The 24362-nt window shown below is 63.8% G+C and carries 23 protein-coding genes; 5 read left to right on the top strand and 18 right to left on the bottom strand.

The window, feature by feature from the left end:
• The 4 genes from sdhA to NKJ09_RS05985 form a co-directional block, all read right to left on the bottom strand.
• On the bottom strand, window positions 1–1839 hold the full coding sequence (sdhA, locus tag NKJ09_RS06000) for a succinate dehydrogenase flavoprotein subunit (protein ID WP_352481037.1): 1839 nt from the start codon (window positions 1837–1839) through the stop codon (window positions 1–3).
• Between the two features lie 3 nt (window positions 1840–1842).
• Window positions 1843–2238, bottom strand: a complete 396-nt coding sequence (gene sdhD / locus NKJ09_RS05995) for a succinate dehydrogenase, hydrophobic membrane anchor protein (RefSeq protein ID WP_352494064.1) — start codon at window positions 2236–2238, stop codon at window positions 1843–1845.
• Window positions 2235–2660 (bottom strand): succinate dehydrogenase, cytochrome b556 subunit, encoded by a 426-nt coding sequence (gene sdhC / locus NKJ09_RS05990; RefSeq protein WP_352494063.1) that lies wholly within the window; start codon window positions 2658–2660, stop codon window positions 2235–2237. The genes sdhD and sdhC overlap by 4 nt, the downstream gene beginning before the upstream one ends.
• 242 nt (window positions 2661–2902) lie before the next feature.
• Window positions 2903–3331 carry a hypothetical protein gene (locus NKJ09_RS05985; protein ID WP_352494062.1) on the bottom strand — a complete coding sequence of 143 codons (429 nt, stop codon included), beginning with the start codon at window positions 3329–3331 and terminating at the stop codon, window positions 2903–2905.
• Between the two features lie 192 nt (window positions 3332–3523).
• On the opposite strand from NKJ09_RS05985, the gene NKJ09_RS05980 reads away from it, so the two are divergent.
• The gene (locus NKJ09_RS05980) at window positions 3524–3883 is read left to right on the top strand and encodes a hypothetical protein (RefSeq protein WP_352494061.1); all 360 of its coding nucleotides are present in this window, start codon (window positions 3524–3526) and stop codon (window positions 3881–3883) included.
• Here NKJ09_RS05980 and NKJ09_RS05975 read toward each other — a convergent pair.
• Window positions 3867–5093, bottom strand: coding sequence for a GGDEF domain-containing protein (locus NKJ09_RS05975; RefSeq protein WP_352494060.1), 1227 nt, complete (start codon window positions 5091–5093; stop codon window positions 3867–3869). The two genes, NKJ09_RS05980 and NKJ09_RS05975, sit on opposite strands and share 17 nt — an antisense overlap.
• Before the next feature lie 78 nt (window positions 5094–5171).
• Window positions 5172–6368, bottom strand: a complete 1197-nt coding sequence (locus tag NKJ09_RS05970) for a GGDEF domain-containing protein (RefSeq protein WP_352494059.1) — start codon at window positions 6366–6368, stop codon at window positions 5172–5174.
• Window positions 6369–6529: 161 nt separating this feature from the next.
• On the opposite strand from NKJ09_RS05970, the gene NKJ09_RS05965 reads away from it, so the two are divergent.
• Entirely contained in the window at window positions 6530–6841 is a 312-nt protein-coding gene (locus NKJ09_RS05965; RefSeq protein WP_023722708.1) for a hypothetical protein, read from the top strand.
• Between the two features lie 58 nt (window positions 6842–6899).
• Here the strand turns inward: NKJ09_RS05965 and leuC are convergent, their stop codons facing one another.
• The 5 genes from leuC to rplS all read right to left on the bottom strand — a co-directional run bounded on the left by leuC (window position 6900) and on the right by rplS (window position 11734).
• The gene (gene leuC / locus NKJ09_RS05960; RefSeq protein WP_023722709.1) at window positions 6900–8309 is read right to left on the bottom strand and encodes a 3-isopropylmalate dehydratase large subunit; all 1410 of its coding nucleotides are present in this window, start codon (window positions 8307–8309) and stop codon (window positions 6900–6902) included.
• A 250-nt stretch (window positions 8310–8559) separates the two neighbouring features.
• Complete coding sequence (locus NKJ09_RS05955) at window positions 8560–9195, bottom strand: class I SAM-dependent DNA methyltransferase (RefSeq protein ID WP_023722711.1); 636 nt, start codon at window positions 9193–9195, stop codon at window positions 8560–8562.
• 51 nt (window positions 9196–9246) lie between these two features.
• Window positions 9247–10062, bottom strand: coding sequence for an amino acid ABC transporter permease (locus tag NKJ09_RS05950; protein ID WP_023722712.1), 816 nt, complete (start codon window positions 10060–10062; stop codon window positions 9247–9249).
• 76 nt (window positions 10063–10138) lie between these two features.
• Window positions 10139–10936, bottom strand: coding sequence for a transporter substrate-binding domain-containing protein (locus NKJ09_RS05945; protein WP_031195240.1), 798 nt, complete (start codon window positions 10934–10936; stop codon window positions 10139–10141).
• A 258-nt stretch (window positions 10937–11194) separates the two neighbouring features.
• Entirely contained in the window at window positions 11195–11734 is a 540-nt protein-coding gene (gene rplS, locus NKJ09_RS05940) for a 50S ribosomal protein L19 (protein WP_352494058.1), read from the bottom strand.
• A 367-nt stretch (window positions 11735–12101) separates the two neighbouring features.
• Between rplS and NKJ09_RS05935 the strand changes: the two genes are divergently transcribed.
• A complete protein-coding gene (locus tag NKJ09_RS05935) occupies window positions 12102–12854 on the top strand; it encodes a sulfite exporter TauE/SafE family protein (RefSeq protein WP_352481045.1) in 753 nt (250 codons plus the stop codon).
• Here the strand turns inward: NKJ09_RS05935 and trmD are convergent.
• Together trmD and rimM are read right to left on the bottom strand one after the other, a co-directional pair.
• Entirely contained in the window at window positions 12836–13534 is a 699-nt protein-coding gene (trmD, locus tag NKJ09_RS05930) for a tRNA (guanosine(37)-N1)-methyltransferase TrmD (protein WP_031195242.1), read from the bottom strand. The two genes, NKJ09_RS05935 and trmD, sit on opposite strands and share 19 nt — an antisense overlap.
• Window positions 13531–14130: a ribosome maturation factor RimM gene (gene rimM / locus NKJ09_RS05925; RefSeq protein ID WP_023722717.1), complete on the bottom strand. Its 600-nt coding sequence runs from the start codon at window positions 14128–14130 to the stop codon at window positions 13531–13533. The genes trmD and rimM overlap by 4 nt, the downstream gene beginning before the upstream one ends.
• 115 nt (window positions 14131–14245) lie before the next feature.
• Here rimM and NKJ09_RS05920 point away from each other — a divergent pair, with 115 nt between their 5' ends.
• Together NKJ09_RS05920 and NKJ09_RS05915 are read left to right on the top strand one after the other, a co-directional pair.
• Complete coding sequence (locus NKJ09_RS05920) at window positions 14246–15184, top strand: tyrosine recombinase XerC (RefSeq protein ID WP_352494057.1); 939 nt, start codon at window positions 14246–14248, stop codon at window positions 15182–15184.
• Between the two features lie 84 nt (window positions 15185–15268).
• Complete coding sequence (locus tag NKJ09_RS05915; protein ID WP_023722719.1) at window positions 15269–16336, top strand: TraB/GumN family protein; 1068 nt, start codon at window positions 15269–15271, stop codon at window positions 16334–16336.
• Between the two features lie 936 nt (window positions 16337–17272).
• Here the strand turns inward: NKJ09_RS05915 and lpdA are convergent.
• From lpdA to NKJ09_RS05890, 5 genes are read right to left on the bottom strand one after another with little or no spacing between them, the layout of a single operon-like run.
• Complete coding sequence (gene lpdA, locus NKJ09_RS05910) at window positions 17273–18679, bottom strand: dihydrolipoyl dehydrogenase (protein WP_352494056.1); 1407 nt, start codon at window positions 18677–18679, stop codon at window positions 17273–17275.
• Between the two features lie 17 nt (window positions 18680–18696).
• The gene (locus NKJ09_RS05905; protein ID WP_502901332.1) at window positions 18697–19446 is read right to left on the bottom strand and encodes an SDR family oxidoreductase; all 750 of its coding nucleotides are present in this window, start codon (window positions 19444–19446) and stop codon (window positions 18697–18699) included.
• On the bottom strand, window positions 19443–19970 hold the full coding sequence (locus tag NKJ09_RS05900) for a hypothetical protein (RefSeq protein WP_352481048.1): 528 nt from the start codon (window positions 19968–19970) through the stop codon (window positions 19443–19445). The genes NKJ09_RS05905 and NKJ09_RS05900 overlap by 4 nt, the downstream gene beginning before the upstream one ends.
• A 23-nt stretch (window positions 19971–19993) precedes the next feature.
• Window positions 19994–21295, bottom strand: a complete 1302-nt coding sequence (odhB, locus tag NKJ09_RS05895) for a 2-oxoglutarate dehydrogenase complex dihydrolipoyllysine-residue succinyltransferase (protein ID WP_352494054.1) — start codon at window positions 21293–21295, stop codon at window positions 19994–19996.
• Between the two features lie 49 nt (window positions 21296–21344).
• Complete coding sequence (locus NKJ09_RS05890; RefSeq protein ID WP_352762467.1) at window positions 21345–24332, bottom strand: 2-oxoglutarate dehydrogenase E1 component; 2988 nt, start codon at window positions 24330–24332, stop codon at window positions 21345–21347.
• Between the last annotated feature and the right edge of the window lie 30 nt (window positions 24333–24362).

Here is a 24362-nt window from a genome sequence, read left to right as displayed (position 1 = left end):
TCAATACACCCTGGCCTTCGGCGCAATCTTGGCCGGGTTGATGCCGCCGTCTGCTTCCTTAAGCAGCGTCTCGGTGTGCACCGGCCGGTAGCTGAGCGCTACCTCGCCGGCCTCGTTGAGCCGGGCCAGCGTATGCTTGCGCCAGTTCGCGTCGTCGCGGGCCGAAAAGTCCTCCCGCGCGTGCGCCCCGCGGCTTTCCTTGCGCGCTTCGGCGCCATAGACGGTGGTGATGGCGTTGGCCATCAGGTTTTCCAGCTCCAGCGTCTCGACCAGGTCGGAGTTCCAGATCATCGAGCGGTCGAACACCTTGACGTCGCCGAGTTCACCCCAGATCTGCGAAATGCGCCTGCAGCCGCTTTCCAACGATTCCTGGGTGCGGAACACCGCCGCGTCCTCCTGCATCGCCTTCTGCATCTTTTCGCGCAAAACCGCTGTCGGCGTCGAACCGTTGGCGTGGCGCAGCCGGTCGAAGCGGTCCATGATCTTTTCGACCGAGGCTTCGTTGGGCGACGGGATCGCGACGTTGCGGTCGATCACCTGGCCGGCCCGGATCGCCGCCGCACGGCCGAACACCACCAGGTCGATCAGCGAATTCGAACCCAGCCGGTTGGCGCCGTGCACCGAGGCGCAGCCGGCCTCGCCGACGGCCATCAGCCCGGGCAACACCTGGTCCGGGTTCAGGGCGGTCGGGTTGAGCACCTCGCCCCAGTAATTGGTCGGCACGCCGCCCATATTGTAATGGACGGTCGGCAGCACCGGGATCGGTTCCTTGGTCAGGTCGACGCCGGCAAAGATCTTTGCCGATTCCGAAATGCCAGGCAGCCGCTCGTGCAGCACGGCCGGATCGAGATGGTCGAGATGCAGGAAGATGTGGTCCTTCTTCGGGCCGACACCACGGCCTTCGCGGATCTCCAGCGTCATGCAACGTGAGACCACGTCGCGCGAAGCAAGGTCCTTAGCCGACGGCGCATAGCGCTCCATGAAGCGCTCGCCTTCGGAATTGACGAGATAGCCGCCCTCGCCGCGCGCGCCCTCGGTGATCAGGCAGCCGGCGCCGTAGATGCCGGTCGGGTGGAACTGCACGAACTCCATGTCCTGCAGCGCCAGGCCGGCGCGTGCGGCCATGCCGCCGCCATCGCCGGTGCAGGTATGCGCCGAGGTGGCCGAGAAATAGGCGCGGCCATAGCCGCCGGTCGCCAGCACCACCATCTTGGCCGAAAAACGGTGGATGGTGCCGTCGTCGAGGTTCCAGGCGACGACGCCGGTGCAGGTGCCGTCCGGCTCCATGATCAGGTCGAGCGCGAAATACTCGATGAAGAACTGCGCATTGTGCTTCAGCGACTGGCCGTAGAGCGTGTGCAGCATGGCATGGCCAGTGCGGTCGGCGGCCGCACAGGTGCGCTGCACCGGCGGCCCCTCGCCGAAATTCATCATCATGCCGCCGAACGGGCGCTGGTAGATTTTCCCGTCCTCGGTGCGGCTGAAGGGCACACCGTAATGTTCGAGTTCGTAGACCGCCGCCGGCGCCTCGCGCACCATGTATTCCTGCGCGTCGGTATCGCCCAGCCAATCCGAGCCCTTGACCGTGTCGAAGAGATGCCACTGCCAGTTGTCGGGGCCCATATTGGCGAGCGAGGCGGCGATGCCGCCCTGAGCGGCGACCGTGTGCGAGCGCGTCGGGAACACCTTGGTGATACAGGCGGTGCGCAGGCCCTGCTCGGCCATGCCGAGCGTGGCGCGCAGGCCGGCACCGCCGGCGCCGACGACCACGACGTCGAATTTGTGGTCGACATAGCTATAGGCGGAAGCCGTATTGGCGTTCTTCGCGTCCTTGGCCAAAAATCAGCCTCCAAATGCCAGTTTAAGCAGGGCGAAGACCGAGGCGACGCCGACGACTACGGGAAAGAATGTGTTGAGCGCGAGCAACGCCAGCCTGGTGCCCTCGCCATGCACATAGTCTTCGATGATCGCCTGCATGCCGAGCCGCATGTGGTAGAGCACCGACAGCAGCACCAGCGCCAGCAACAGTGCCACGAACGGATTGGCAAGTGCGGCGCGCACCTCGAGATAGCTGGCGCCGTTGAGTGCGATCAGGAAGCCGACGAAGAACAGGACCAGCGGGATGTTGGAGATCGCCGTCAGCCGCTGGCGCCAGAAATGGCCGGTGCCCTCGCGGGCCGAACCGAGGCCGCGGACCCTGGCCAGCGGCGTGCGCATATCGGTGTTTTTGCCGGTCATGTCAGGCTCCCCCGCGCCATGTAGCCGGCGATCCAGATCAGCAGCGTCAGTACAACCGAGCCGGCCAGCGTCGCCCAGGCGATCCTCGACGCCGTATGCTTTTCAAGGCCCGCGCCGGTATCCCAGATCAGATGGCGCACGCCGCCCAGCATGTGGTGCATCAGCGCCCAGCTGTAGCCGAACAGCACCAGCCGTCCCAGCCACGAGCCGAAGGCCCAGTTGACGGCATTAAAGGTCGCCTCCGAGCTCGCCGCCGCCATCAGCCACAGTGCGACCAGCAGCGTCCCGAAATAGAGCGCCCCGCCAGTGATGCGGTGGACGATCGACATTGTCATCGTGATCGGCGGCCGATAGACGGTCAGATGCGGTGAAAGCGGCCGTTCACGTCTGGTAAATTCGCGGGTGGCTGGTGATTTGCTCATGGCTCCCCCAGTTCGGCGTCTCTGGAGCCTCAGGTGGAAATGCGGCATTGCCGCTTCCGGTTGCGACTTCGGACAGCCGGTTTCTAATGCTCTTTTTGCACCGCGTCAAAGCCGGAAAATCGTTTTGAAAACGTAATTTAGTCTTATGAAAGCGAGGCTTCCAGCTTCAATCGATTAGGACTGTCGCCTTGAGCCGGCACAATGTCGCTGCACTGCAAAATATGGCTGCCGCACCGGACGGATCAGCGTTTACAGGCCAGCGGTGAGGCACCGCCCTTCATCACCAGCGCGTCGCGGCCGTCGATCACGATCGCGTCATGCGCCTCGCCGTAACGGCTGGTCTGATTGGCAGGTGAGGCCGGCAGCTCGGAGCTGCTGCCGTCCGGGCCGAGCACGCGCACCGACGTGCCGAGGTTCTCGATGGCCATCATGCTCCCGTCGGCGCATTTGTAGGTGGCCTTGCGCGGCTGTGGCGCCGACGACTCGCCGACAGCGGGAGCGACGGCGGTATTTTCGAGCTTAGGCCCACTGGTCTGCGGCGCGCAGGCGGCGGCAGCCAGCAGCGAGGAGACGGCCAGCGCTATCCGAAACGTGCGGCGTAACCTCATATGCTGCTTTCCCCCGCGCGCATCGAGCCCGCCGCGATGCTTCGGCAGGCCACCGGATTTCATGCTTTTTGAGTCGCGCTCGATGCCGGCGATGGTCGGAACAAGGCATGGCCGAATGATGGCCGGTGGGCGCTCGAGTATTAACCATGTTTTCCGAGACCTCGCCCCGGCTGCCGTTGCCCTCTTAACAAAGGTTAATAAAAGGTTAATTTCTGATTCGAGGAGGCTAGCCTCTCAGCAATGGAGCAGCACGCCATGCATTCGAATTCAGCAGGATCGCGCCTTCCCTGGTTCCTAGTGGCGGCGCTCGCCCTCGGCATCGCCGCACCGGCATTCGCCGGAACGCGCCACCACGACCGCGTCTATGCCGATTCCTTCGGCAATCTGGTCATCGAAAGCGCCGCTGGCTACAAGCGCATCCTCGTCGGCGAGGGCAAGCTCGCCAAGGAATTGTCCGACTATACCAGCGCCGGCCAGCCCGACGTGATCTACGAGAACGAAGCGGACGATGTCCGCGGCGGCGATTGCTACAGGCCGCCGGTTTTCGTGAAGGGCCGCAGCTATATGTACGGCCTCTCCGACGGCGAGATGCCGGAGCTCAGCCCCTGCCGCTGACGGCCGCGCTGCCGTTTGTCGCCGGCGCCGGCGCCGGCTGGGCAGCAGCCGGCCCGGCCGAGACACGCACGCAATCGCGGCCGCTGCCCTTCGCCTGATAGAGCGCTTTGTCGGCGCGCCGCAGCAGGTCGGAAAAGCTTTCGCCCGAACCAAGCTCGGCAACGCCGAAACTGGCGCTGCAGCGATGATCCGCCGGCAGGCAGTCGATGGGCGTGGCACCGAAGGCGGTACGCGTGCCCTCGGCGAAGAGCCGGGCGGCGGCGAGGTTGGTCCCCGGCAGGAAAATAGCGAATTCCTCGCCGCCGATCCGGCCGGCGACATGATGGTCGGCCGCGGCATCGCGGAGAAAACCGGCAAAGGTCTCGATGACCCGATCGCCGGACGCGTGGCCGTACGTATCGTTGATGCGCTTGAAATGGTCGAGATCGGCAATGACCAGTGCCGCCGAGACAGCCCGCCGCATGGCGTCGCGCAGTGCGATCTCGGCATGGCGCTCGAAGCCGCCACGGTTGAGCAGCCGTGAAAGCGTATCGGTTTCCGATTTCGACGTCGCCTCGGCGAGCACGTCGCGGACCAGGATAGCCAACGTCACCAGCGCAAGCGCCAGGCCGAACACGGTGCCGATAGACTGCGACACCAACGCGTAGCTGGTCTGCGCATAAGATTGCGGGTTGGCGCCCCAGCCGCCAAGCGTATGGGCGATGAAGGGTTTGCTGGCGAACTGCAAGGTGCTGGCTGCCAGGACAGCCATCAGCATATAGTCGAGCCGCTCGCGTCTTTGCCTGGACGACAAGACGATCGTCAGCCCGGTGAATTGCATGGCCGCATAGGGAAACTGGTAGGCCGCCATGCGCACAAAGGATTGACGTTGCAGGTCCTGTACGACGTAGACCGCCACGGTGGCGAAGACCAGGAAGAAGAGCATCGGCGGCCAAGGGCGCGAAACGCCGTATTTATGGGCAAGCCCGCCATTGAAGGCGACGGTAGCGCCAAGGAAAGCGGCAAAGGCTGCAACAACCAGCGGTCGTGCATTGTCGAAGGCAGGGATGCTGAATTCGATGGCGAAATAGGCCATGCCCAGTACATAGCCGAACGCAAGCCAGCGCGCCGACACCCGTCCTGCGTCATAGACGGCGATCGTCATGAAGGCCGCCGCCAGCAGCCCGGCAACGAACAGGTTGATCACCAGGATGAAATTGGCGCTGCCCATTGCGTTTTTGGCACTCCCCGCCGAACAGCAAACCACCGAGGCGCGAAAAAGACGTTAATTCGAGGCCGCCGCTGACGCTCAGCCGGCACTGGTCCGATCGGGAAAGAACACCGTTTCAGGCCGCTGATAGGACAGGCACACGCTGTCGCGGCCATTTCTCTTGGCTTTGTAGAGCGCTTCGTCGGCACGGCGCATCAGCGGGTCCAGCCCTTCGTCGCCCGTACGGGCGGCCACGCCGAAGCTCGCGGTCACTCTTGTGTCGGGCGGAAGCCCGTCGATTCTGCCCGCCGAATAGAGCGTGCGAATGGCTTCGGCAAACAGTCTTGCCGCGCCAAGGTCACTGAGCGGCAAGAGCACGGCGAACTCCTCGCCGCCGATGCGGCCGGCAACGCCGCGCGTGCCTGCAGCCGATAGAAGCTTGGCGGCGAAGTCGGCGATGACGCGATCCCCGGCCGCGTGGCCATGCTGATCATTGAGCGCCTTGAAATGATCGAGATCGGCCAACACCAGCGCAACCGGCAATCGCGCCGTGGCACAGTGCTGCAGGACAAGCATGGCGCGCTCCTCGAAGCCACGGCGGTTGAGCAGGCCCGACAGCGGGTCCGTCAGGGTTTCGGTCTTCAGCGCCTTCATCACATCGAGCGCGGCGGCGCCGAACAGGCAAAGCGCGATAAGCAGCGACAGCAGCGCATGCGACAGCAGTGCCGTCGTCCAATAGGACGAGGAGTAAAGCCCTTCATAGCTGGCAAATGGACCATGCGCGATGACGACGGCAAGGGTCCGCACCAGGAAGTTCAGGCCGGAAAGCAGCGACAGCACGAACAGGATCATTTCCGTCGGGCCGTTGTTGCGCACCACGCGCAGCTCGGCGGCGACAACCAGGCTGATGCCGCCGAAGCTGAAATTGATGGCAAGGATCCGCCAGGTGATATCCGGCCGGGCAAAGAGAAACCATGAGACCGCGGCAAGGCCGCCGGCCGCCAGAATGCCGATCGCTGGATACGGCACGCGCCGCCCGTAGCGCGCGATGACCGCGCCGGCGAGACAGCAGGTCGCGAAGGTGAAGCATAGGATGGACATGAGCTTGGTCGGCGCCATACCGACCGGCAGCGTGAAATACTGGAGCAGGAAGCCTGCGGCCGAGGCCGAGTAGCCCGCCGCCAGCACGATCAGATAGGGACGGTGGCGCTGATAGAACCACAGCACGAGAAATGCCGCGCCGAGTGTGAGGGCGATGCCTGGATTGAGCAGCGCTATGAGCAGGCCGGTGTCCAAGCGCTGTAAGTTCCCCTCGCTTCCCCTGAGGAGACATTAGAGCGGAAGCCCAAACAAGCGGTTAAGCGAAGGCGAATATACGACGGATTCATCGGTGAAGCTGCTGGACGGAACCGGGAACGGCGGGCGGCGTTTCACGACGGCAACCAGGAGACGCTCTGATGGCCGACACGATCATGCTGACCGATCACGATGCAATTCGCTCATGGGCCGCGGCGCGCGCCGGCTTTCCGGCGATCGTCGACGTGTCGCCTGAAGCCGGAACCCAGGCCATGCTGAGGCTGGTCTTCGGCCAGCACGCCTACCAGGATCAGGACGAGGCCGAACGCCCGATCAATGCCGGCGGCTATGAACTGGTCGAATGGGACGAATGGTTCAAGCTCTTCGACGAGCGCCAACTGGCGCTGGTCGTCGCAAAGGACCAACCCGGCCGCCGTGAGGGATTCCACGAATTCGTCAGGCGCCCCAGCTGAAGAAATGCCCGAACCGCACTGCGGCTCGGGCAACTCATATCCGACTGCGTGCCCTGCGCTATTTCCACTCGCGGATATCGACGAAATGGCCGGCGATCGCTGCTGCTGCCGCCATTGCCGGCGACACCAGATGGGTGCGGCCCTTGAAGCCTTGGCGGCCCTCGAAATTGCGGTTCGAGGTCGAGGCGCAGCGCTCATGCGGCTTCAGCCGGTCGTCGTTCATGGCAAGGCACATCGAGCAGCCCGGCTCGCGCCAGTCGAAACCGGCGGCGACAAAGATCTTGTCGAGACCTTCGGCCTCGGCCTGTTCCTTGACCAGGCCGGAGCCCGGCACGATCATCGCACTGACCCGCGGATTGACCTTTTTGCCCTCGATCACCTTGGCGGCGGCGCGCAGATCCTCGATGCGGCCATTGGTGCAGGAGCCGATGAAGACGCGATCGAGTTCGATATCGGTGATCTTGGTGCCCGGCGTCAGGCCCATATAGTCGAGCGCGCGTTGCTTGGAGGTGCGCTTGTTCTCATCAGTGATGTCGTCCGGGTTCGGCACGATGCCCTGGACCGAAACGACGTCCTCGGGCGAGGAGCCCCAGGAGACGATCGGCGGCAGCTTTGCCGCGTCGAGCACGACCACCTTGTCGAAATGCGCGCCTTCGTCGGACTGCAGCGTCTTCCAATAGGCGAGCGCGGCATCCCAGGCTTCGCCCTTGGGGGCGCGCGGCTTGTCCTTGACATAGGCGAAGGTGGTCTCGTCGGGCGCGATCAGGCCGGCGCGGGCGCCGGCTTCGATCGACATGTTGCAGATCGTCATGCGGCCTTCCATCGACAGCGCACGGATCGCTTCGCCGGCATATTCGATGACATAGCCGGTGCCGCCGGCCGTGCCGATTTCGCCGATGATGGCAAGGATGATGTCCTTGGCGGTGACGCCTTCCGGCAGCGCGCCGTCGACACGCACCAGCATGTTCTTTGCCTTGCGCTGGATCAGCGTCTGCGTCGCCAGCACATGCTCGACTTCCGAGGTGCCGATGCCATGCGCCAGCGCGCCGAACGCGCCATGCGTCGAGGTGTGGCTGTCGCCGCAGACGATGGTCATGCCGGGCAGCGTAAAGCCTTGCTCCGGCCCGATGATGTGGACGATGCCCTGGCGGATGTCCTTCTCGGAATAGTATTCGATACCGAAATCCTTGGCGTTTTTGGCCAGCGCCTCGACCTGGATGCGGCTTTCCTCGTTCTTGATTCCAAACTTGCGTTCCGGCGAGGTCGACACATTGTGATCGACCACGGCCAGCGTCTTTTCCGGATGCCGAACCTTGCGGCCGGTCATGCGCAGGCCTTCGAAAGCCTGCGGGCTGGTGACTTCGTGGACGAGGTGGCGGTCGATGTAGAGCAGGCAGGTGCCGTCGTCCTGGCGGTCGACCACATGGTCGTCGAAAATCTTGTCGTAGAGGGTGCGCGGTGCGCTCATTTGCGTAAATCCGTCGATTTAAAAAAAGGAAAAGGACGCCGGTCGGCCCGGCGAAACAGCCCGGCGAGTCTGCCTTAGCTAAGTCGGCTGGTCAGCGCCCCGCAGACGCGCGCCGAAAATCGCGACGGCAGGCGTTTTCTGTCCTGCAGCACGAAACCCTTATAGGCCGGATCGCCAAAAAGCTCTTCCATGGCGCTGCTCTTATCAATGTTTTGGCTTTTCAGCAATCGTGGCGGCCTTCGCAGGCGCTTCACAGCACCTCGAACACAAACGTCTTCACCAGCGCGTCGGGCTCGGCGATCGCATAGCAGCGGAACCATGGGCTCTCCTCGACCGGCCGCCATTTTTTCGCCTGCTCCAGTTCGTCAAACACGGCTTGAAACCCGCCGCTTTCAAATACCTGGTCACGGACGGTGAAGATGGCGTGGCCGCCCTTCCTGGTGATGCGTACCAGTTCACGCAGGCCGGACGCCGGCGCGTGGCTGATGGTGAACACGCCGGTCGAGAAGAAGGCGCGAAAATACCCGTCCGCCCAGGGCAATGGCCCGCCGAGCATCGCCTGTTTCAGCTCGCTGTAGGCCTGCCGGCTGCCGGCGATTTTCAGCATGTCCTGCGACAGGTCGAGCCCGGCAATATGGTGGTAGCCGAGTGCCTTCAGGGACGGCCCCGACAGGCCGGTGCCGCAGCCGGCGTCCAGCAGCGGCCCTTCGCCTGACGGCACGTGGCGCGCCACCCAGGCGGCGATCAGGAACGGCAGGAGATAGCCGAGCGCCGCGGTTTCGCTGTCATAGGTCGCAGCCCATTGCGCATAGGCTTTGGCGAGCGCCTCAGGCGTGTCGGCCGTGTAGACTGCTTCTAGCGCCGCATTGGCTTTGTCGATGATCATGGTTCTCCCCGGTCGCATTCGTTCGATGGTAGCGCCGTTTTCGCCTGCCTTCTATTCCCCATGCTGGTGCCGCAGCCGCTTCTCCAGCGCCCGCAACGCCAGCGACAGACCGACGGTCAGGATGAGATAGATATAGGCGACGATCGAATAGGTTTCGAAGAAGCGGAACGAACCGGCGGCGTAGATCTTGCCCATCTGGGTGATGTCGGCGACGCCGAGCACCGAGACCAGCGAGGAATCCTTGACCATGGCGACGAAATCATTGCCGAGCGGCGGCAGGATGGTGCGGATCGCCTGCGGAAAGACGATCAGCCGGAAGCGCTGCGTGCGCGTCAGCCCGAGCGCCTTCGCCGCCTCGATCTGACCCTTCTCGACCGCCTGGATGCCGGCGCGGAAGACCTCCGAGATGAAAGCGGAATAGCCGATGGTCAGCGCCATGATGGCGCGCCATAGCAGCGACACGTCGCGTACCAGCAGCTCACCGAACAGGCCGGCGCTTTGCAGCGGCGCCGTCAGCGCGTTCCATGCCGCGACGAAGGCCGGCGCGCCAGCAAAGGCGATCCAGAACAACAGCACCAGGATCGGCACGCCGCGGATGATCTCGACGTAGAAGCGGGCGATCTGGCTGAGCCAGCGTGAGCCCGACAGCCCCATCAGCGCCACGCCAAGCCCGATGGCGCAAGCCAGCGTGAAGGCGACCACGGTGACGAAGATGGTGACGCCGATGCCCTTGGCGACGGTCGCGAACACCTGGGCATAGAGGTCGCTGGCGGCGATGAAGATGGCGGCGGCCAAGGCGATCGTCACGGCCACGGCAAGCCACCACGGGAAGTCGGATTTGGCGGAGGCTGGGGGCGCCGGCGGCATCAAGCAATACCGGTGACAGAGTCGCCCAGAGTCAGCACGAGTTCCCGCGCATCACCCGGCACCCGCGACAAAAGTCCTACTGCCCCATCTTGTAGTCGAGGAACCACTTCTTGTTGAGCGCGTCGAGCGTGCCGTCGGCCTTGAGCGCGGCGATTGCCGCGTTGACCGGCTTCACCAGGTCGGAGCCCTTGGGGAAAATGAAGCCGAAATCCTCGGTGCCGAGTGGGCCGCCGATCAGCTTAAGGCCGCCATTGGACGCATCGACATAGCCCTTGCCGGCAGTGCCGTCGGTGAGCACGACGTCGACGTCGCCGGACTTCAGCGCCTGCACCGTCGCGCCGAATGTCTCGAACAGCTTGATGCGCGGATTCTGTTCATTGCCGTCGAGGACGCTGTAGACCGCGGTGTAGAACGGCGTGGTACCGGCCTGCGCGCCGATCAGCCCGTCCTTGAAGGCAGCGAACGTCTTGGCATCGCTGAAGCGCTTCTCGTCGCCGCGCACCAGCATGAACTGTTCCGAGCGCATATACGGGTCGGAGAAATCGACCTTCTGCTTGCGGTCGTCCTTGATGGTGATGCCGGTCATGCCAATGTTGTACTGGTTGTCGGAAACCGCCTGGATCATCGCGTCCCAGGAAGTATTCTGGTACTCGACCTTGAAATTCAGCCGCTTGGCGATCTCGTTCATCGCGTCATATTCCCAGCCGATCTGCTTGCCGGTCTTGGCATCGATGAACTGCAGCGGCGGATAGGCGTTTTCCGTCACCACCACCACTTTCTTGCCGCCGAGGTCGGGCAACACCTGCGCCATAGCCGCGACAGGCACAAGAAGGCAAGCCAGCAGGCCGGCCAGCAGCAGTTTCGAATTGATCATGACTATGCTCCCCAGGAACTGAACCGCCTCGATCGGCCGAGGCATGCAGGAAAATCCGGCGCCGACTTTAGCTTTCCGCAGGCGCCTTGCAAGCCGCTCCGATGCGCCGCTCGGCACGAAAATGGATTTCCGATGCTTTCAACGGCGGCATTACGGAACGATCCGTATCGATTGCGGGACTGGCAAAATCGAATCCACCTCGCGAAACAAAAAGGCGGCCGAAGCCGCCTTTCCGAAAACATGGGTTTTGAAGACGCCTTATTCGGCGGCAGCTGTTTCCGCGGCCTTGGCTGCCTCGTCGGCGGCCTTCTTCTCGGCGGCGTCCTGCGCTGTCTTCTCGGCGGCCAGCGCCTGGGCGGCGGCCACCTTCTCGGCCTCGATGCGCGCCTTCTCGGCGTTCAGCGCATCGCGCTCTTCGTCGTTCAGCTTGCGGGCGCGCACGCCGGTGTTTTCCGAAATACGGGCCGATTTGCCGCGACGATCGCGCAGGTAATACAGCTTGGCGCGACGCACCTTGCCGCGGCGCACGATCTCGACGCCCTCGACCATCGGCGAATAGACCGGGAACACACGCTCCACGCCTTCGCCGTAGGAGATCTTGCGAACGGTGAAGCTCTCCTGGAAACCGGCGCCGGCGCGGGCGATGACGACGCCCTCATAGGCCTGGACACGGGTGCGGGTGCCTTCGGTCACGCGGACCTGGACGCGCACGGTGTCGCCGGGCTGGAATTCGGGAAGCTTGCGCTTGGCTTCGATCTTGGCGGCCTGCTCGGCCTCGAGCTGACGGAGGATATCCATCTCATAAATCCACTTCTTGTTCTTCCGACAGTCAGAGCGTCCGACACTCGCCTTGCAGTCGCATCGACCGCTCGGCTATGCCCTTCGTTCGAGAACGTCTGTTCGAGAACATCGGGCAGGGGCGACTACACCGTCATTGTTGACGGGCCAGAAGATCGCTCTTGGCAGATTTTCTTCCGGTTCGGCGCGCACATACAGCTATTTCGGCGCTTTGTCACGCCTTCGCTGTTTCTTTTTTGGCGCTGCTTCTTTTGACTGGCGCCCGCTGTGGCAATCCCATGATCGCTTGTGGTCCAGGGGGTTGCGCCCGCGCGTCAAGCTTTCTAAGCCGGAAGATAAGCATTTTCCTCCAGCGACGACACCCCTCATGCCAATCTTGGACGCGGTCCTGCTCTTTCTCGCCGGCTTTCTATCAGGCGCGGTCAACGCAGTTGCCGGCGGCGGCACGTTCATAACCTTTGGCGCCATGACCCTGGCCGGCCTGCCGCCGATCGTCGCCAATGCGACATCGTCGGTGACGCAATTTCCTGGCTACATCACCTCGACGCTCGCCTATTGGCACGACATCAAGCATTTCTGGCGCGGCGCACTGCTGCTCAGCCTCATTTCGGCTTTCGGTGCGCTGTCTGGCGCGCTCATCCTTCTAGGGCTCGACAACCCGGCGTTCCGCGCCTTGGTGCCGTGGCTGCTGCTGGCGGCGACGGCGTTGTTCGCTGCCGGGCCATGGCTGAAGCCGGCGCCCAAGCCGGAGCATGAGGCCGCGGTGGGTTCGCTGGTCGGATCGCTGGCGCAGTTCGCCACCGCCGTCTATGGCGGCTTCTTCGGCGCCGGCATGGGCGTCATGATGCTGGCGACGCTCGGCCTCACCCAGTCCGGCGACTATCACCGGCTGAACGCACTGAAGAACATGCTGGCCGTTGTCATAGCTGCGGTCGCCATCCTGGTCTTTGTCTCCGGCGGCGTCATCGCCTGGCTGCAGGCGATCATCATGATCCCAGGCGGCGCGCTGGGCGGCTATGCCGGCGTCTGGATCGCCAGGCGCGTGCCACAGAACGCGGTGCGCGGCTTCGTCATCGCGGTCGGCCTGTTCCTGGCGTTTTACTATTTCGACAAGGGCTGAGCGGCCAAAAGATCCGGCCTTCGCTCTTTCGTCAGCTTTTCCGCCTCGGCCCGCCGCCAGGCGGCGATCTTCTTGTGATTGCCCGAAATCAGCACTTCGGGGATCGGCCGGCCCTCGAACTCCTGCGGCCGCGTGTAGTGCGGATGTTCGAGCAGGCCGTTCTCAAAGCTCTCTTCGTCGCCCGACACCGCATTGCCCATGACACCGGGCAGCAGCCGCACCACGGCGTCTAACAGCACAAGTGCCGCCGGCTCGCCGCCGGACAGGATGAAGTCGCCGATCGAGACTTCCTCGAGGCCTCGCGATTCGATGACCCGCTGGTCGACGCCTTCGAAGCGGCCGCAGACAATCACCGCACCCGGCCCGCCGGCGAGCTCGCGCACACGGCGCTGCGTCAGCGGCTTGCCGCGCGGGCTCATTAGCAGTTTTGGACGCAGATCGCCCGGCGGCGAGGCATGGTCGATGGCGCTGGCCAGCACGTCCGCCCGCATCACCATCCCGGCGCCACCGCCGGCCGGTGTGTCATCGACAGTACGGTGACGATCGCTGGCAAAGTCGCGGATCTGGATCGCCTTGAGCGACCAAATGCCGGTCTCCAGCGCGCGTCCGGCCAGCGACAGGCCGAGCGCGCCGGGAAACATCTCGGGATAGAGCGTCAGCACCGAAGCGGAAAAACTCACCGGTTGCCTCCGGCGTCCCGCGGCCCGCGCGGCCTGCCTTTGGGGTCGAAGCTGTCGCGGCCGGCAGGCTCGCCGTCCTCGTCCTCGACCAACCCTGCGGCGGCCGGATCGATGCGGACAAAGCCGCCGGCGATCGACACTTCCGGAACGGCGGCCTGCGTGAACGGGATGAGCACGCCTTTGCGCCCCGCCAGCGTCACGTCGAGAATGTCGCCGCCGCCGAAATTATGCACGGCGACGACCTTTCCGATGACCGCACCAGTGTCATCCTTGACCTCCAGCCCGACGAGGTCGGCATGGTAGAATTCATCCTCTTCGCCCTCATCCGGCAACACCGAACGGTCGACGAACAATTCGGTGCCGGCAAGCGCCTCCGCGGCATTGCGATCGCTGACGCCTTTGAAACGCACCACCACCACCGTGTTGGCAGGCCTGATATCGACGATCTGGAAGGCGCGGCCATCCCTGGCGTAGAGCGGACCGTAATCGGCCAGCGCCAGCGGGTCGCCGGTAAAGCTCTTGACGCGCAATTCGCCCTTGATGCCATGCGCGGCACCGATCACGGCCATCTGGACGGGGTTTTGCGGCTTGCTCATCTGCGGAAAATCCTTTGCCTTGCTCTAACCCCAGCCCGTCGTCATTTCAATGATGCCGCTCTTCACCGCTTCCTAACCCGCGTGCCGGAAGATGGCGGAGAACTGGAAGAGCGCAATGCAGGAATTCCTCATACCGGCAAAACCCGATCTACAGGCGGCGCGCGAGGCCTGGCTGAAGATGCTGGCGCGCGAACGACGGCTGTCGCCCGAAACCGTCGAGGCCTATGAGCGCGACACGCGCCAGTTCCTGCATTTCCTGACCGGCCATTGCGGCGGCTCGCCCGGCATTTCCGACATCGCCGATCTGCGCCCCGCCGATCTGCGCGGCTTTCTCGCTGCCCGCCGTACCGAGGGCGCCGGCGCCCGCACGCTCGGGCGCGGCCTAGCCGGCATCCGCTCGCTGCTGCGTTTCCTGGAACGGCGCGGCCTCGCCAATGCGGCAGGTGCGGCAGCCTTGCGCGCGCCGCGGCAGCCGAAATCGCTGCCCAAGCCGCTGACCGCAAGCGATGCAAAACACGTCGTCTCGGTGGAAGGCCAACTGGCGGAGGAGCCGTGGATCGCCGCGCGCAACGCCGCCGTGCTGACCCTGCTCTATGGGTCCGGCTTGCGCATTTCCGAGGCGCTCGGCCTGTCGGGCGCCGATCTGTCCTCGCCTGGTGAGACCGTGCTGCGCGTCACCGGCAAGGGCGGCAAGACGCGGTTGGTGCCGGTGCTGCCGGTGGCGCTGCGGGCGATTGCCGAATACCGCCGCTTGTGTCCCTATCATCTCGATCCCAAGGGCGTGCTGTTTCGCGGTGCCCGCGGCGGCCTGCTGAACCCGGCAATCGTTCAGCGCGACATGGCCAAGCTGCGCTCGGCGCTCAACCTGCCCGACACGGCGACGCCGCATGCGCTGCGCCATTCCTTTGCAACGCATCTGCTTGGGCGCGGCGGCGACCTGCGCACCATCCAGGAGTTGCTCGGCCACGCCAGCCTGTCGACAACCCAGATATACACCGGTGTCGACACCGCCAGGCTGCTCGAGATTTACGAAGCAGCTCATCCGCGTGCGTGATGGATGCTTGATTGGTGGCCATCTCGCAACAATTTTGATGCGCCGATTAACCGTTTTGCCGCTTTTTGCGCCTAGAACCGCAGCATGAAACGCCTCATCGCCATCGCCGACCGCGCGACCCATGTGTCGCTGAAGCTGCTTGTCGCGCTCAACGCCCTGTTTTTCCTCTCCTTCCTCATCATCGCGCTGCTCGCCGCAGGCAAGGCACGCGCCGAGATCCCGGTCTGCGCCGGTACCGATATGCTGGGCGCGCTGCAAAAGGACGACCCGGCCACCTACCGCAAGATCGAGGCGGACGCGGCAGTGACGCCGAACGGCAAGGGCCTGCTGTGGAAGCTCGAAAAATCAGGCGAAAAACCGTCTTTCCTGTTCGGCACCATGCACGTTACCGACCCGCGCGTCACCACGCTGCCGCCCGCCGCGCAGAAGGCATTCGATGCGGCTGGCACCGTCATCATCGAGACCACCGAAGTGCTCGACAAGCAGAAGATGATGGCCGCACTGCTGAAAGAGCCGGATCTGATGATGTTCACCGACAAGACGACGCTTTCGTCGCTGCTGTCGCCGCAGGATGCGGCGGTGGTCAACAAGGCGCTCGATGCGCGTGGCATCCCGCCAGCGACCGTCGCCAAGATGAAGCCCTGGTTGCTGTCGGCGATGGTGGCGCTGCCTGCATGCGAAGTCGCCCGCCAAGCTGGCGGCGCACCGGTGCTCGACGTCAAGCTTGCCAAGGACGCCGAGGCTTCGGGCAAATCAGTCGAGGGGCTGGAGACAATCGCCGACCAGTTGCGCGCCATGGCTTCGCTGCCGATCGCCTTTCACCTGAAGGGGCTGGTCGATACGCTGAAGCTTGGCGACAAGGTGAACGACGTCAACGAAACCATGATCGTGCTTTACCGGCGTGGCGACACTGGCATGTACGTACCGCTGTTTCGGACCGTCATTCCCGAACAGGTCGACGACCAATCGGGTTACGCCGAATTCGAGCAGACCATGATCACCAGCCGCAACAAGGTGATGGTCGATCGGGCAGCGCCGATCCTCGCCCACGGCAATGTCTTCATGGCGGTCGGCGCCATGCACCTTCCTGGAGCGCAAGGCTTGGTCGAGGGTTTCCGCAAGACCGGCTACACGGTGACCGCCGTCAACTGAACAACACGGCGGAGTTGCACACCGAATCATTGCCGTGGCGCGACGGCGGACCACCCGCGCTTCGTGCCAAGAAACTGAAAAAGGTTCGGTTTGGCTCGATCGAACCCATTTTGCGGTGGAAATGCATGCCTGCAAGCGATTCCGGATCAGAATTGCCCTGTTTTCGGCGTTTTCAACGCCTAATGTGAAACCGATTCAACGATTGTACGTTGATGGCTATTACTTGATGTTTTTCATCCACGGAGGACACTTTTATGGCGAACACACCCAATCCGAACGACCCATTCACCTCACCGGGTACCGCACGGCCACGCGGCGGCGGCAGCGGCTGGCTGATTGCCCTGGTCGTCGTTATCCTGGCAATTGTCGCCTATTATGTTTTTGGAAGACGTAGCGAGGCACCTGCGCCTGCCGAACCGCCCGCAGCCAGCACACCGGCTCCGGCTCCAGCACCTGCCGAGCCGATGAAGCCAGCCGAACCGGCTCCTGCGCCAGCTCCGGCAACACCCGCTCCGGCTCCCGCTCCGGCAGAACCTGCACCCGCGCCAGCCCCGGCCCCGGCCCCGGCACCAGCACCGGCCCCTCAGTAATCAGACTGCCGACTTAATATATGAACGGCCCGCTGAAAGGCGGGCCGTTTTGTTTTTGGGAACAGCCGTCGATGGCTTCGTCATCCCAGGGCGGAGCGAACGCGAAGCGGAGCGCAGACCCTGGGATCCATGCCGTGACATCCGCCGAAGAATGCAGTGGTGCAGAATCACCGGTTACCAGCCGATGCGAAGAGGCACTCGATTCTGGTTCGCCGGAACACTGCCGCTTAGGTAACGGCATGGATCCCAGGGTCTCCGCGACATCGCTCCGCTCCTGCTCCGCCCTGGGATGACGAATCGCGGATGTTTCAGCCAATCTCTAAGCTTTGCGATTCACCGCGTTTGCTCAGATATGGATGGGCTTGAAGAACGTCGCCAATGCCGCCTCCTTGACCGCCTCCGACATTGTCGGATGGGCGTGACAGGTGCGGGCTAGGTCTTCCGACGAGCCGCCAAATTCCATCAGCACCGCCGCCTCGTGGATCATCTCGCCGGCGCCGAAGCCGACGATGTGGACGCCGAGCACGCGGTCGCTGGCCTTGTCGGCCAGGATTTTCACAAAGCCGTCGGTGTGCAGCATGGCGCGCGCCCGGCCATTGGCGCTGAACGGGAATTTTCCCGCCTTGTAGTCGACGCCGGCCTTCTTCAATTCTTCTTCGGTCTTGCCGACCGAAGCGATTTCCGGCGTGGTGTAGACGACGCTCGGAATCACGTCATAGTTCACATGCCCGGCCTGGCCGGCAATGGTTTCGGCCACCGCCACGCCCTCGTCCTCGGCCTTGTGGGCGAGCATCGGGCCGGCGATGACATCGCCGATGGCGTAGATACCGGGGACGTTGGTCCTGAGATGGCCGTCGGTCTTGACCCAGCCGCGCTCGTCGACGTCGACGCCTGCCTCCTTAAGCCCGAGAGCGTCCGAATAGGCCCGTCGTCCCGTCGCGATCAGCACGGCGTCGGCCTCGATCGTCTCGGCCGCCCCGCCTTTGACTGGCTCGAAGGTGACCGTCGCTCCCTTCTTGGCCTTGGCGACGCCGGTCACCTTGGCGCCCAGCCTGAACTCAAAGCCCTGCTTCGACAGCAGGCGCTGGAACTGCTTGGAGACCTCGCCATCCATGCCGCCCAGGATGGTGTCGAGGAACTCGACCACGGTGACCTTGGCGCCGAGCCGCGCCCATACCGAGCCGAGCTCCAGCCCGATGACACCGCCGCCGACCACCACCAGATGGCCCGGCACCTTGTCCAGCGACAGCGCGCCGGTCGACGAGATGATCACCTTCTCGTCGAAATCGACCTTGACGCCGGGAATGCCGGCGACGTCGGAGCCGGTGGCGATGACGATGTTCTTGGTCTCGATCTCCTCGACCTTGCCGTCATCGGAGGTCACCGACACCTTGCCGGCCGCAACTACCTTGCCGGTGCCACGAAAACTGTCGATCTTGTTCTTCTTGAACAGGAAGGCGACGCCATTGACGTTGGCCGTCACCGTCGCATCCTTGTGTGCCATCATCTTGCCGAGATTGAGCTTGGGCGCGTCGATCTCGACGCCGAGCGCGTCGAAGGAATGGCCGGCCTCGGCAAACATCTCGGACGCATGCAGCAGCGCCTTTGACGGGATGCAGCCGATGTTGAGGCAGGTACCGCCGAAGGTCGGGTTCTTTTCGACCACCGCCGTCTTCAGGCCGAGCTGTGCCGCCTTGATGGCGCAGACATAGCCGCCCGGTCCCGATCCGATGATAACGACGTCATAGGCCATGATACTGTCCCTTTGCTTTAGCGGCCGCCGCCGACTTCCAGATTGGCGCCTGTCGTATAGGAGGCCTCGTCCGACAGCAGCCAGAGAATTGCGGCCGCGACTTCCTCGGCAGTGCCTGCGCGCTGCATCGGCACCACCCGGCCCATTTTCTCGGCGCGATCCGGCTGCCCGCCGGAGGCATGAATTTCCGTGTCGATGATGCCCGGGCTGACCGCGTTGACACGGACGCCTTCCTCGGCCACTTCCCGCGCCAGGCCGACAGTGAAGGCGTTGATCGCGTTCTTGGAGGCTGCGTAGTCGATATATTGACCTGCCCCGCCAAGCCTTGCCGCGATCGAAGACAAATTGACGATGGCGCCGCCCTTGCCGCCATTTCTGGTCGACATGCGCTTCACCGCTTCGCGTGCGCAAAGCATCGGCCCAATCACATTGATCCGCATCATGCGCTCGAGCCGCGCGAACGACATCTCGTCGACCCGTGACAGGCTGTCGATGACACCGGCATTGTTGACCAGCGCATCAAGCCCGCCGAAGCGGTCTTCGACCGCCTCGAACATGGCCAGCACATCCGTCTCGCTGCCGACATCGGCCTTGAGGGCAAAGGCTTCTCCGCCGCCGGCCTCGATGTCGGCGACCACCGTTTCGGCCGCTTTTGCATTCGACGCGTAATTGACCGCAACGCGGTAGCCGGCCTCGGCGGCAAGCCTGCATGTAGCGGCGCCAATGCCGCGGCTGCCGCCGGTCACCAGCAGGATTTTTCCGCTCATTCCTGACATCCTTTCAGGGCAAAGACGTCCCAGGGCACCTTGGAAAAGCCGTTGGCGCCATAGGCCGCCGACATCTGCAACGACGCCCCCAGATCGGGCAGGATCAGCTTCTTCGGCGCATCCTTTCCTTCGCCCGGCAGCAACGCGATATTGCCCTGGTCGTCGGCCGTATAGATGACCCCCTCCCACACAGTGCAGGCGGCGAGCTCGTCGCCGGTGACGTCGCCGGCCGGGCATTTGTACATCAGTGAGCCATGCGGCCGCGCCACGCCCTCCGTCCACATGACGATTCCGTCGAGAACGACGCCCTTGTCGAGCACCATCTTGAAACTGTTGGTGACGGCGGCCGATTCGCCGGTTGGCCTGAAATCGATCTCGGCTGCGTTTTCAGTGTCGCCGTAGACGGCCAGTTCGAGCGGGCAGGCGGCAAGCGCAGCGGAGACCGTCTGCACGCCGAGTGCGGAGATCGTGACAAACAAACCGGACCGGAAACGAGAGGAACCAATCCGGTGGCGCAGATCCATTCTCCGGCTCACTCGGGCCGCCCCTAGAGGTCGAGCACCAGCCGCTCGGGATCCTCCAGGCTTTCCTTGACCCGCACCAGGAACGTCACCGCTTCCTTGCCGTCGACGATGCGGTGATCGTAGGACAGCGCCAGATACATCATCGGCCGGATGACGATCTGGCCGCCGACCACCACCGGCCGCTCCTGGATCTTGTGCATGCCCAAAATGCCCGACTGCGGCGCATTGAGGATCGGCGTCGACATCAGCGACCCGTAAACGCCACCGTTGGAAATCGTAAACGTGCCGCCTTGCATATCCGCAACCGATAGCTTGCCGTCGCGCGCCGCAAGCCCGAGCCTGCCGATGTCCTTCTCGATTTCGGCGATGGACATCTGGTCGGCATTGCGCACGACCGGCACGACAAGGCCTTTTTCGGTACCAACGGCGACGCCGATATGGGCGTAGTTCTTGAAGACGATGTCGGTGCCGTCGATCTCGGCGTTGACGGACGGGATCTCCTTCAGCGCATGGGTGACGGCCTTGGTGAAGAAACCCATGAAGCCGAGCTTCACGCCGTGCTTCTTCTCGAACACGTCCTTGTATTTGCTCCTCAGCGCCATCACCGCGCTCATGTCGACCTCGTTGAAGGTGGTCAGCATCGCGGCGGTCGATTGCGCTTCCTTGAGGCGGCGCGCGATGGTCTGGCGCAGCTTGGTCATGCGCACGCGCTCCTCGCGCGACGCATCGTCGGCCGAGGACGGCGCGCGCGCGGCGACAGGTGCCGACACAGGTGCTGCCTTTGGCATTTCGGCCGGCTGCGACGGCGCGCCCCTGGCGATCAGGTCGAGCACGTCGCCTTTCAGCACCTGGCCGCGCTTGCCCGAGCCCGAGACCTGGTCGACCGCAAGATTGTGCTCGGCCAGCAGCTTTGCCGCCGACGGCGCCGGCGGCATTGTGCGTGTCTCAATCGCGCCGGCGTCGCCGGCGATCTTGGCCGTCTCGGCCGCGGCCTGCTGGACGCTCGAGGCCGCGGTCGGAGCCGAGGCCTGCGACACCGCGTCCGGCTTCGCTGCCGGAGCGGCGGCAGCATTGGCTGCTGCGCCGGCGCCTGCCGAAATCGTGCCGAGCAGCGCCCCGACGCCAACCGTCTCGCCTTCCTTGACGGCGATCTCGCTGAGCGTGCCCGCGGCGGCGGCCGGCACTTCCACCGTCACCTTGTCGGTTTCGAGTTCGACCAGCGGCTCATCGGCGGCGATCGCGTCGCCGACCTTCTTGAACCATTTGCCGATGGTCGCCTCGGTGACGGATTCACCAAGTGTCGGGACGCGGATTTCGGTTGCCATTTGTGCCTGTCCGTTTCTTTCGGTTCTATTTTATCCGCCCAGTTCTGTTCTATTCACCAAGCGCGTCGTCGAGCAAGGCGGCAAGCTGGGCGAGATGCTTCGACATCAATCCGGTCGCCGGCGAGGCGGCGGCCGCCCGGCCGGTATAGCGCACCCGCTGGTGCTTGGCGTCGATATGCGCCAGCACCCATTCGAGATACGGATCGATGAACGACCAGGCGCCCATGTTCTTGGGCTCCTCCTGGCACCACACCATCTCGGCATTGCGGAAGCGCGACAGTTCGGTGATCAGCGCCTTGGCCGGGAACGGATAGAGCTGCTCGACGCGCAGCAGGTAGATGTCGTTGATGCCGCGCTTCTCGCGCTCTTCGTAGAGGTCGTAGTAGACCTTGCCCGAACAGAGCACGACACGGCGGATCTTCGAATCCTTGGTGAGCTTGATGGCCTGGCCCGACAGCAGCTGGGCGTCGTCCCACAACAGCCGGTGAAAGGCGCTTTCGCCCGACATTTCCGGCAGCGTCGACACCGCCCGCTTGTGGCGCAGCAGCGACTTCGGCGTCATCAGGATCAGCGGCTTGCGGAAGTCCCGCTTCAATTGCCGGCGCAAGATGTGGAAGTAGTTGGCCGGCGTCGTGACGTTGGCGACCTGCATGTTGTCTTCCGCGCAAAGCTGCAGGAAGCGCTCGAGCCGGGCCGACGAATGCTCCGGCCCCTGGCCTTCATAGCCGTGCGGCAGCAGGCAGACGAGGCCCGACATTCTGAGCCACTTGCGCTCGCCCGACGAGATGAACTGGTCGAATACCACCTGGGCGCCATTGGCGAAGTCGCCGAACTGCGCTTCCCACAGCGTCAGCGCCTTCGGCTCAGCCAGCGAGTAGCCATATTCAAAGCCGAGCACGGCCTCTTCCGACAGCATCGAGTTGATGACCTCGAACCCGGCCTGCGCCGCCGACAGATTGTTGAGTGGGATGTAGCGGGTCTCGTCGCGCTGGTCGTAGAGCACGGAATGGCGCTGCGAGAAGGTGCCGCGCTCCGAATCCTGTCCGGACAGCCGGATCGGATTGCCGTCGAGCAGGATGGCGCCGAAGGCCAGCGCCTCGGCCGTCGACCAGTCGATGCCTTCGCCCGATTCGATCGCCTGGCGGCGGTTGTCGAGGAAGCGGATGATCGTCTTGTGTGCCTCGAAATCCTTCGGCACCTCGGTCAGCTTCTTGCCGATCTCCTTCAGCGTCTTGACCGGTACCGCGGTCTTGCCGCGCCGCTGTTCGTCCTGGTTGTCGGCCGAGCGCAGGCCGGACCAGGCGCCGTCCAGCCAGTCCGCCTTGTTCGGCTTATAGTGCTGGCCGACCTCGAATTCCTGCTCGAGATGCGCCCGCCAGTCGGCCTTCATCTTTTCGAGCTCGGCCTGGCTGATATGGCCTTGGGCGATCAGCCGGTCGGCATAGATCTGCATGGTCGTCTTCTGGTTGCGGATCTTGCGATACATGATCGGCTGGGTGAAGGCCGGCTCATCGCCCTCATTGTGGCCGAAGCGGCGGTAGCAGAACATGTCCACCACGACAGGCTTGTGGAACTTCATGCGGAATTCGATCGCCACCTTGGTGGCATGGACCACGGCTTCCGGATCGTCGCCATTGACGTGGAAGATCGGCGCCTCGATCATCTTGGCCACGTCGGACGGATAGGGCGACGAACGCGAAAAGCGCGGGTTGGTGGTGAAGCCGATCTGGTTGTTGATGATGAAATGCAGCGTGCCGGCGACGCGGTGGCCGCGCAGGCCGGACAAGCCAAGGATTTCGGCAATCACGCCCTGGCCGGCAAAAGCGGCATCGCCATGCAGCAGCAGCGGCAGCACCTTGGCGCGCTCTTCCAGCGGCACGATCTCCTCGCGGCTGCGGCCAAACAGATAATCCTGCTTGGCGCGCGCCTTGCCCATCACCACCGGATCGACGATTTCCAGATGCGATGGGTTGGCGGTCAGCGACAGATGCACCTTGTTGCCGTCGAACTCGCGGTCGGATGAGGCACCGAGATGGTACTTCACGTCGCCCGAGCCTTCGACCTCGTCGGGCGCGGCCGAGCCGCCCTTGAACTCGTGGAAAATGGCGCGGTGCGGCTTGGCCATCACCTGCGACAACACGTTCAGCCGGCCGCGATGCGCCATGCCGAGCACGATCTCCTTCATGCCGAGCTGGCCGCCGCGCTTGACGATCTGCTCCAGCGCCGGGATCAGCGACTCGCCGCCATCGAGGCCGAAGCGCTTGGTTCCCTTGTACTTGACGTCGATGAACTGCTCGAAGCCTTCGGCCTCGACCAGCTTTTGCAGGATCGCCTTCTTGCCGGTGGCGGTGAAGGAGATCTCCTTGTCGGCGCCCTCGATGCGCGCCTGGATCCAGGCCTTCTCCTCGGGATCGGAAATATGCATGAATTCGACGCCGAGCGTCGAGCAATAGGTCCGGGTCAGGATGTCGAGCATCTGCCGGATGGTGCCGAATTCCAGCCCGAGCACATTGTCGAGGAAGATCGGCCGGTCGTAATCGGCTTCGGTGAAGCCGTAATTCTCCGGCGACAGCTCGTTATAATCCTCGAGCGGCTTGGCAATGCCGAGCGGATCGAGATTGGCATGCAGATGGCCGCGCATGCGAAAGGCGCGGATCATCATGATGGCGCGGACGGAATCGCGCGTCGCCTGATGCACGTCGGCGTCGGAAAGGGCTGCGCCGTTGCCGGCCGCTCGGTCCTTGACCTTCTTTTCGATGTGCTTTTCGACCAGGCCCCAATTGCCGTCCAGCGCCGAGACAAGCTCGCCATTGGCCTGCATCGGCCAGGAGGGCTTGGCCCATGAGGCGCCCTTGGCATTCTTGCGCACGTCGCCGGCGTCGTCCTTCAGCGCCGCGAAAAAGTCCTGCCATTCGGGATCGACCGACGCGGGATCGTCCTCATAAGCGGCATAAAGCGCGTCGATATAGTCGGCATTGCCGCCATAGAGAAACGAGGTAAGCGAAAACTGGTCGTTGGTTTGATCTTGTCGTGCCATTTTGCCTAGCGGAGTGCTACTCCGTTCTCC

Origin of the sequence: Mesorhizobium sp. M0189 (assembly GCF_040322135.1) — a bacterium.
In the GTDB taxonomy this organism is placed as follows: domain Bacteria; phylum Pseudomonadota; class Alphaproteobacteria; order Rhizobiales; family Rhizobiaceae; genus Mesorhizobium.
This window is presented reverse-complemented; position numbering and strand designations above follow the sequence as displayed.

What these genes read in the sequence shown, in the direction of transcription:
- sdhD (WP_352494064.1), bottom strand. Translation starts at nt 2,238, where the DNA reads ATGACCGGCAAAAACACCGATATGCGCACGCCGCTGGCCAGGGTCCGC.
- sdhC (WP_352494063.1), bottom strand. Translation starts at nt 2,660, where the DNA reads ATGAGCAAATCACCAGCCACCCGCGAATTTACCAGACGTGAACGGCCG.
- NKJ09_RS05985 (WP_352494062.1), bottom strand. Translation starts at nt 3,331, where the DNA reads ATGAAATCCGGTGGCCTGCCGAAGCATCGCGGCGGGCTCGATGCGCGC.
- NKJ09_RS05980 (WP_352494061.1), top strand. Translation starts at nt 3,524, where the DNA reads ATGCATTCGAATTCAGCAGGATCGCGCCTTCCCTGGTTCCTAGTGGCG.
- NKJ09_RS05975 (WP_352494060.1), bottom strand. Translation starts at nt 5,093, where the DNA reads ATGGGCAGCGCCAATTTCATCCTGGTGATCAACCTGTTCGTTGCCGGG.
- NKJ09_RS05965 (WP_023722708.1), top strand. Translation starts at nt 6,530, where the DNA reads ATGGCCGACACGATCATGCTGACCGATCACGATGCAATTCGCTCATGG.
- leuC (WP_023722709.1), bottom strand. Translation starts at nt 8,309, where the DNA reads ATGAGCGCACCGCGCACCCTCTACGACAAGATTTTCGACGACCATGTG.
- NKJ09_RS05955 (WP_023722711.1), bottom strand. Translation starts at nt 9,195, where the DNA reads ATGATCATCGACAAAGCCAATGCGGCGCTAGAAGCAGTCTACACGGCC.
- NKJ09_RS05950 (WP_023722712.1), bottom strand. Translation starts at nt 10,062, where the DNA reads ATGCCGCCGGCGCCCCCAGCCTCCGCCAAATCCGACTTCCCGTGGTGG.
- NKJ09_RS05945 (WP_031195240.1), bottom strand. Translation starts at nt 10,936, where the DNA reads ATGATCAATTCGAAACTGCTGCTGGCCGGCCTGCTGGCTTGCCTTCTT.
- rplS (WP_352494058.1), bottom strand. Translation starts at nt 11,734, where the DNA reads ATGGATATCCTCCGTCAGCTCGAGGCCGAGCAGGCCGCCAAGATCGAA.
- NKJ09_RS05935 (WP_352481045.1), top strand. Translation starts at nt 12,102, where the DNA reads ATGCCAATCTTGGACGCGGTCCTGCTCTTTCTCGCCGGCTTTCTATCA.
- rimM (WP_023722717.1), bottom strand. Translation starts at nt 14,130, where the DNA reads ATGAGCAAGCCGCAAAACCCCGTCCAGATGGCCGTGATCGGTGCCGCG.
- NKJ09_RS05920 (WP_352494057.1), top strand. Translation starts at nt 14,246, where the DNA reads ATGCAGGAATTCCTCATACCGGCAAAACCCGATCTACAGGCGGCGCGC.
- NKJ09_RS05915 (WP_023722719.1), top strand. Translation starts at nt 15,269, where the DNA reads ATGAAACGCCTCATCGCCATCGCCGACCGCGCGACCCATGTGTCGCTG.
- lpdA (WP_352494056.1), bottom strand. Translation starts at nt 18,679, where the DNA reads ATGGCCTATGACGTCGTTATCATCGGATCGGGACCGGGCGGCTATGTC.
- NKJ09_RS05905 (WP_502901332.1), bottom strand. Translation starts at nt 19,446, where the DNA reads ATGAGCGGAAAAATCCTGCTGGTGACCGGCGGCAGCCGCGGCATTGGC.
- NKJ09_RS05900 (WP_352481048.1), bottom strand. Translation starts at nt 19,970, where the DNA reads ATGGATCTGCGCCACCGGATTGGTTCCTCTCGTTTCCGGTCCGGTTTG.
- odhB (WP_352494054.1), bottom strand. Translation starts at nt 21,295, where the DNA reads ATGGCAACCGAAATCCGCGTCCCGACACTTGGTGAATCCGTCACCGAG.
- NKJ09_RS05890 (WP_352762467.1), bottom strand. Translation starts at nt 24,332, where the DNA reads ATGGCACGACAAGATCAAACCAACGACCAGTTTTCGCTTACCTCGTTT.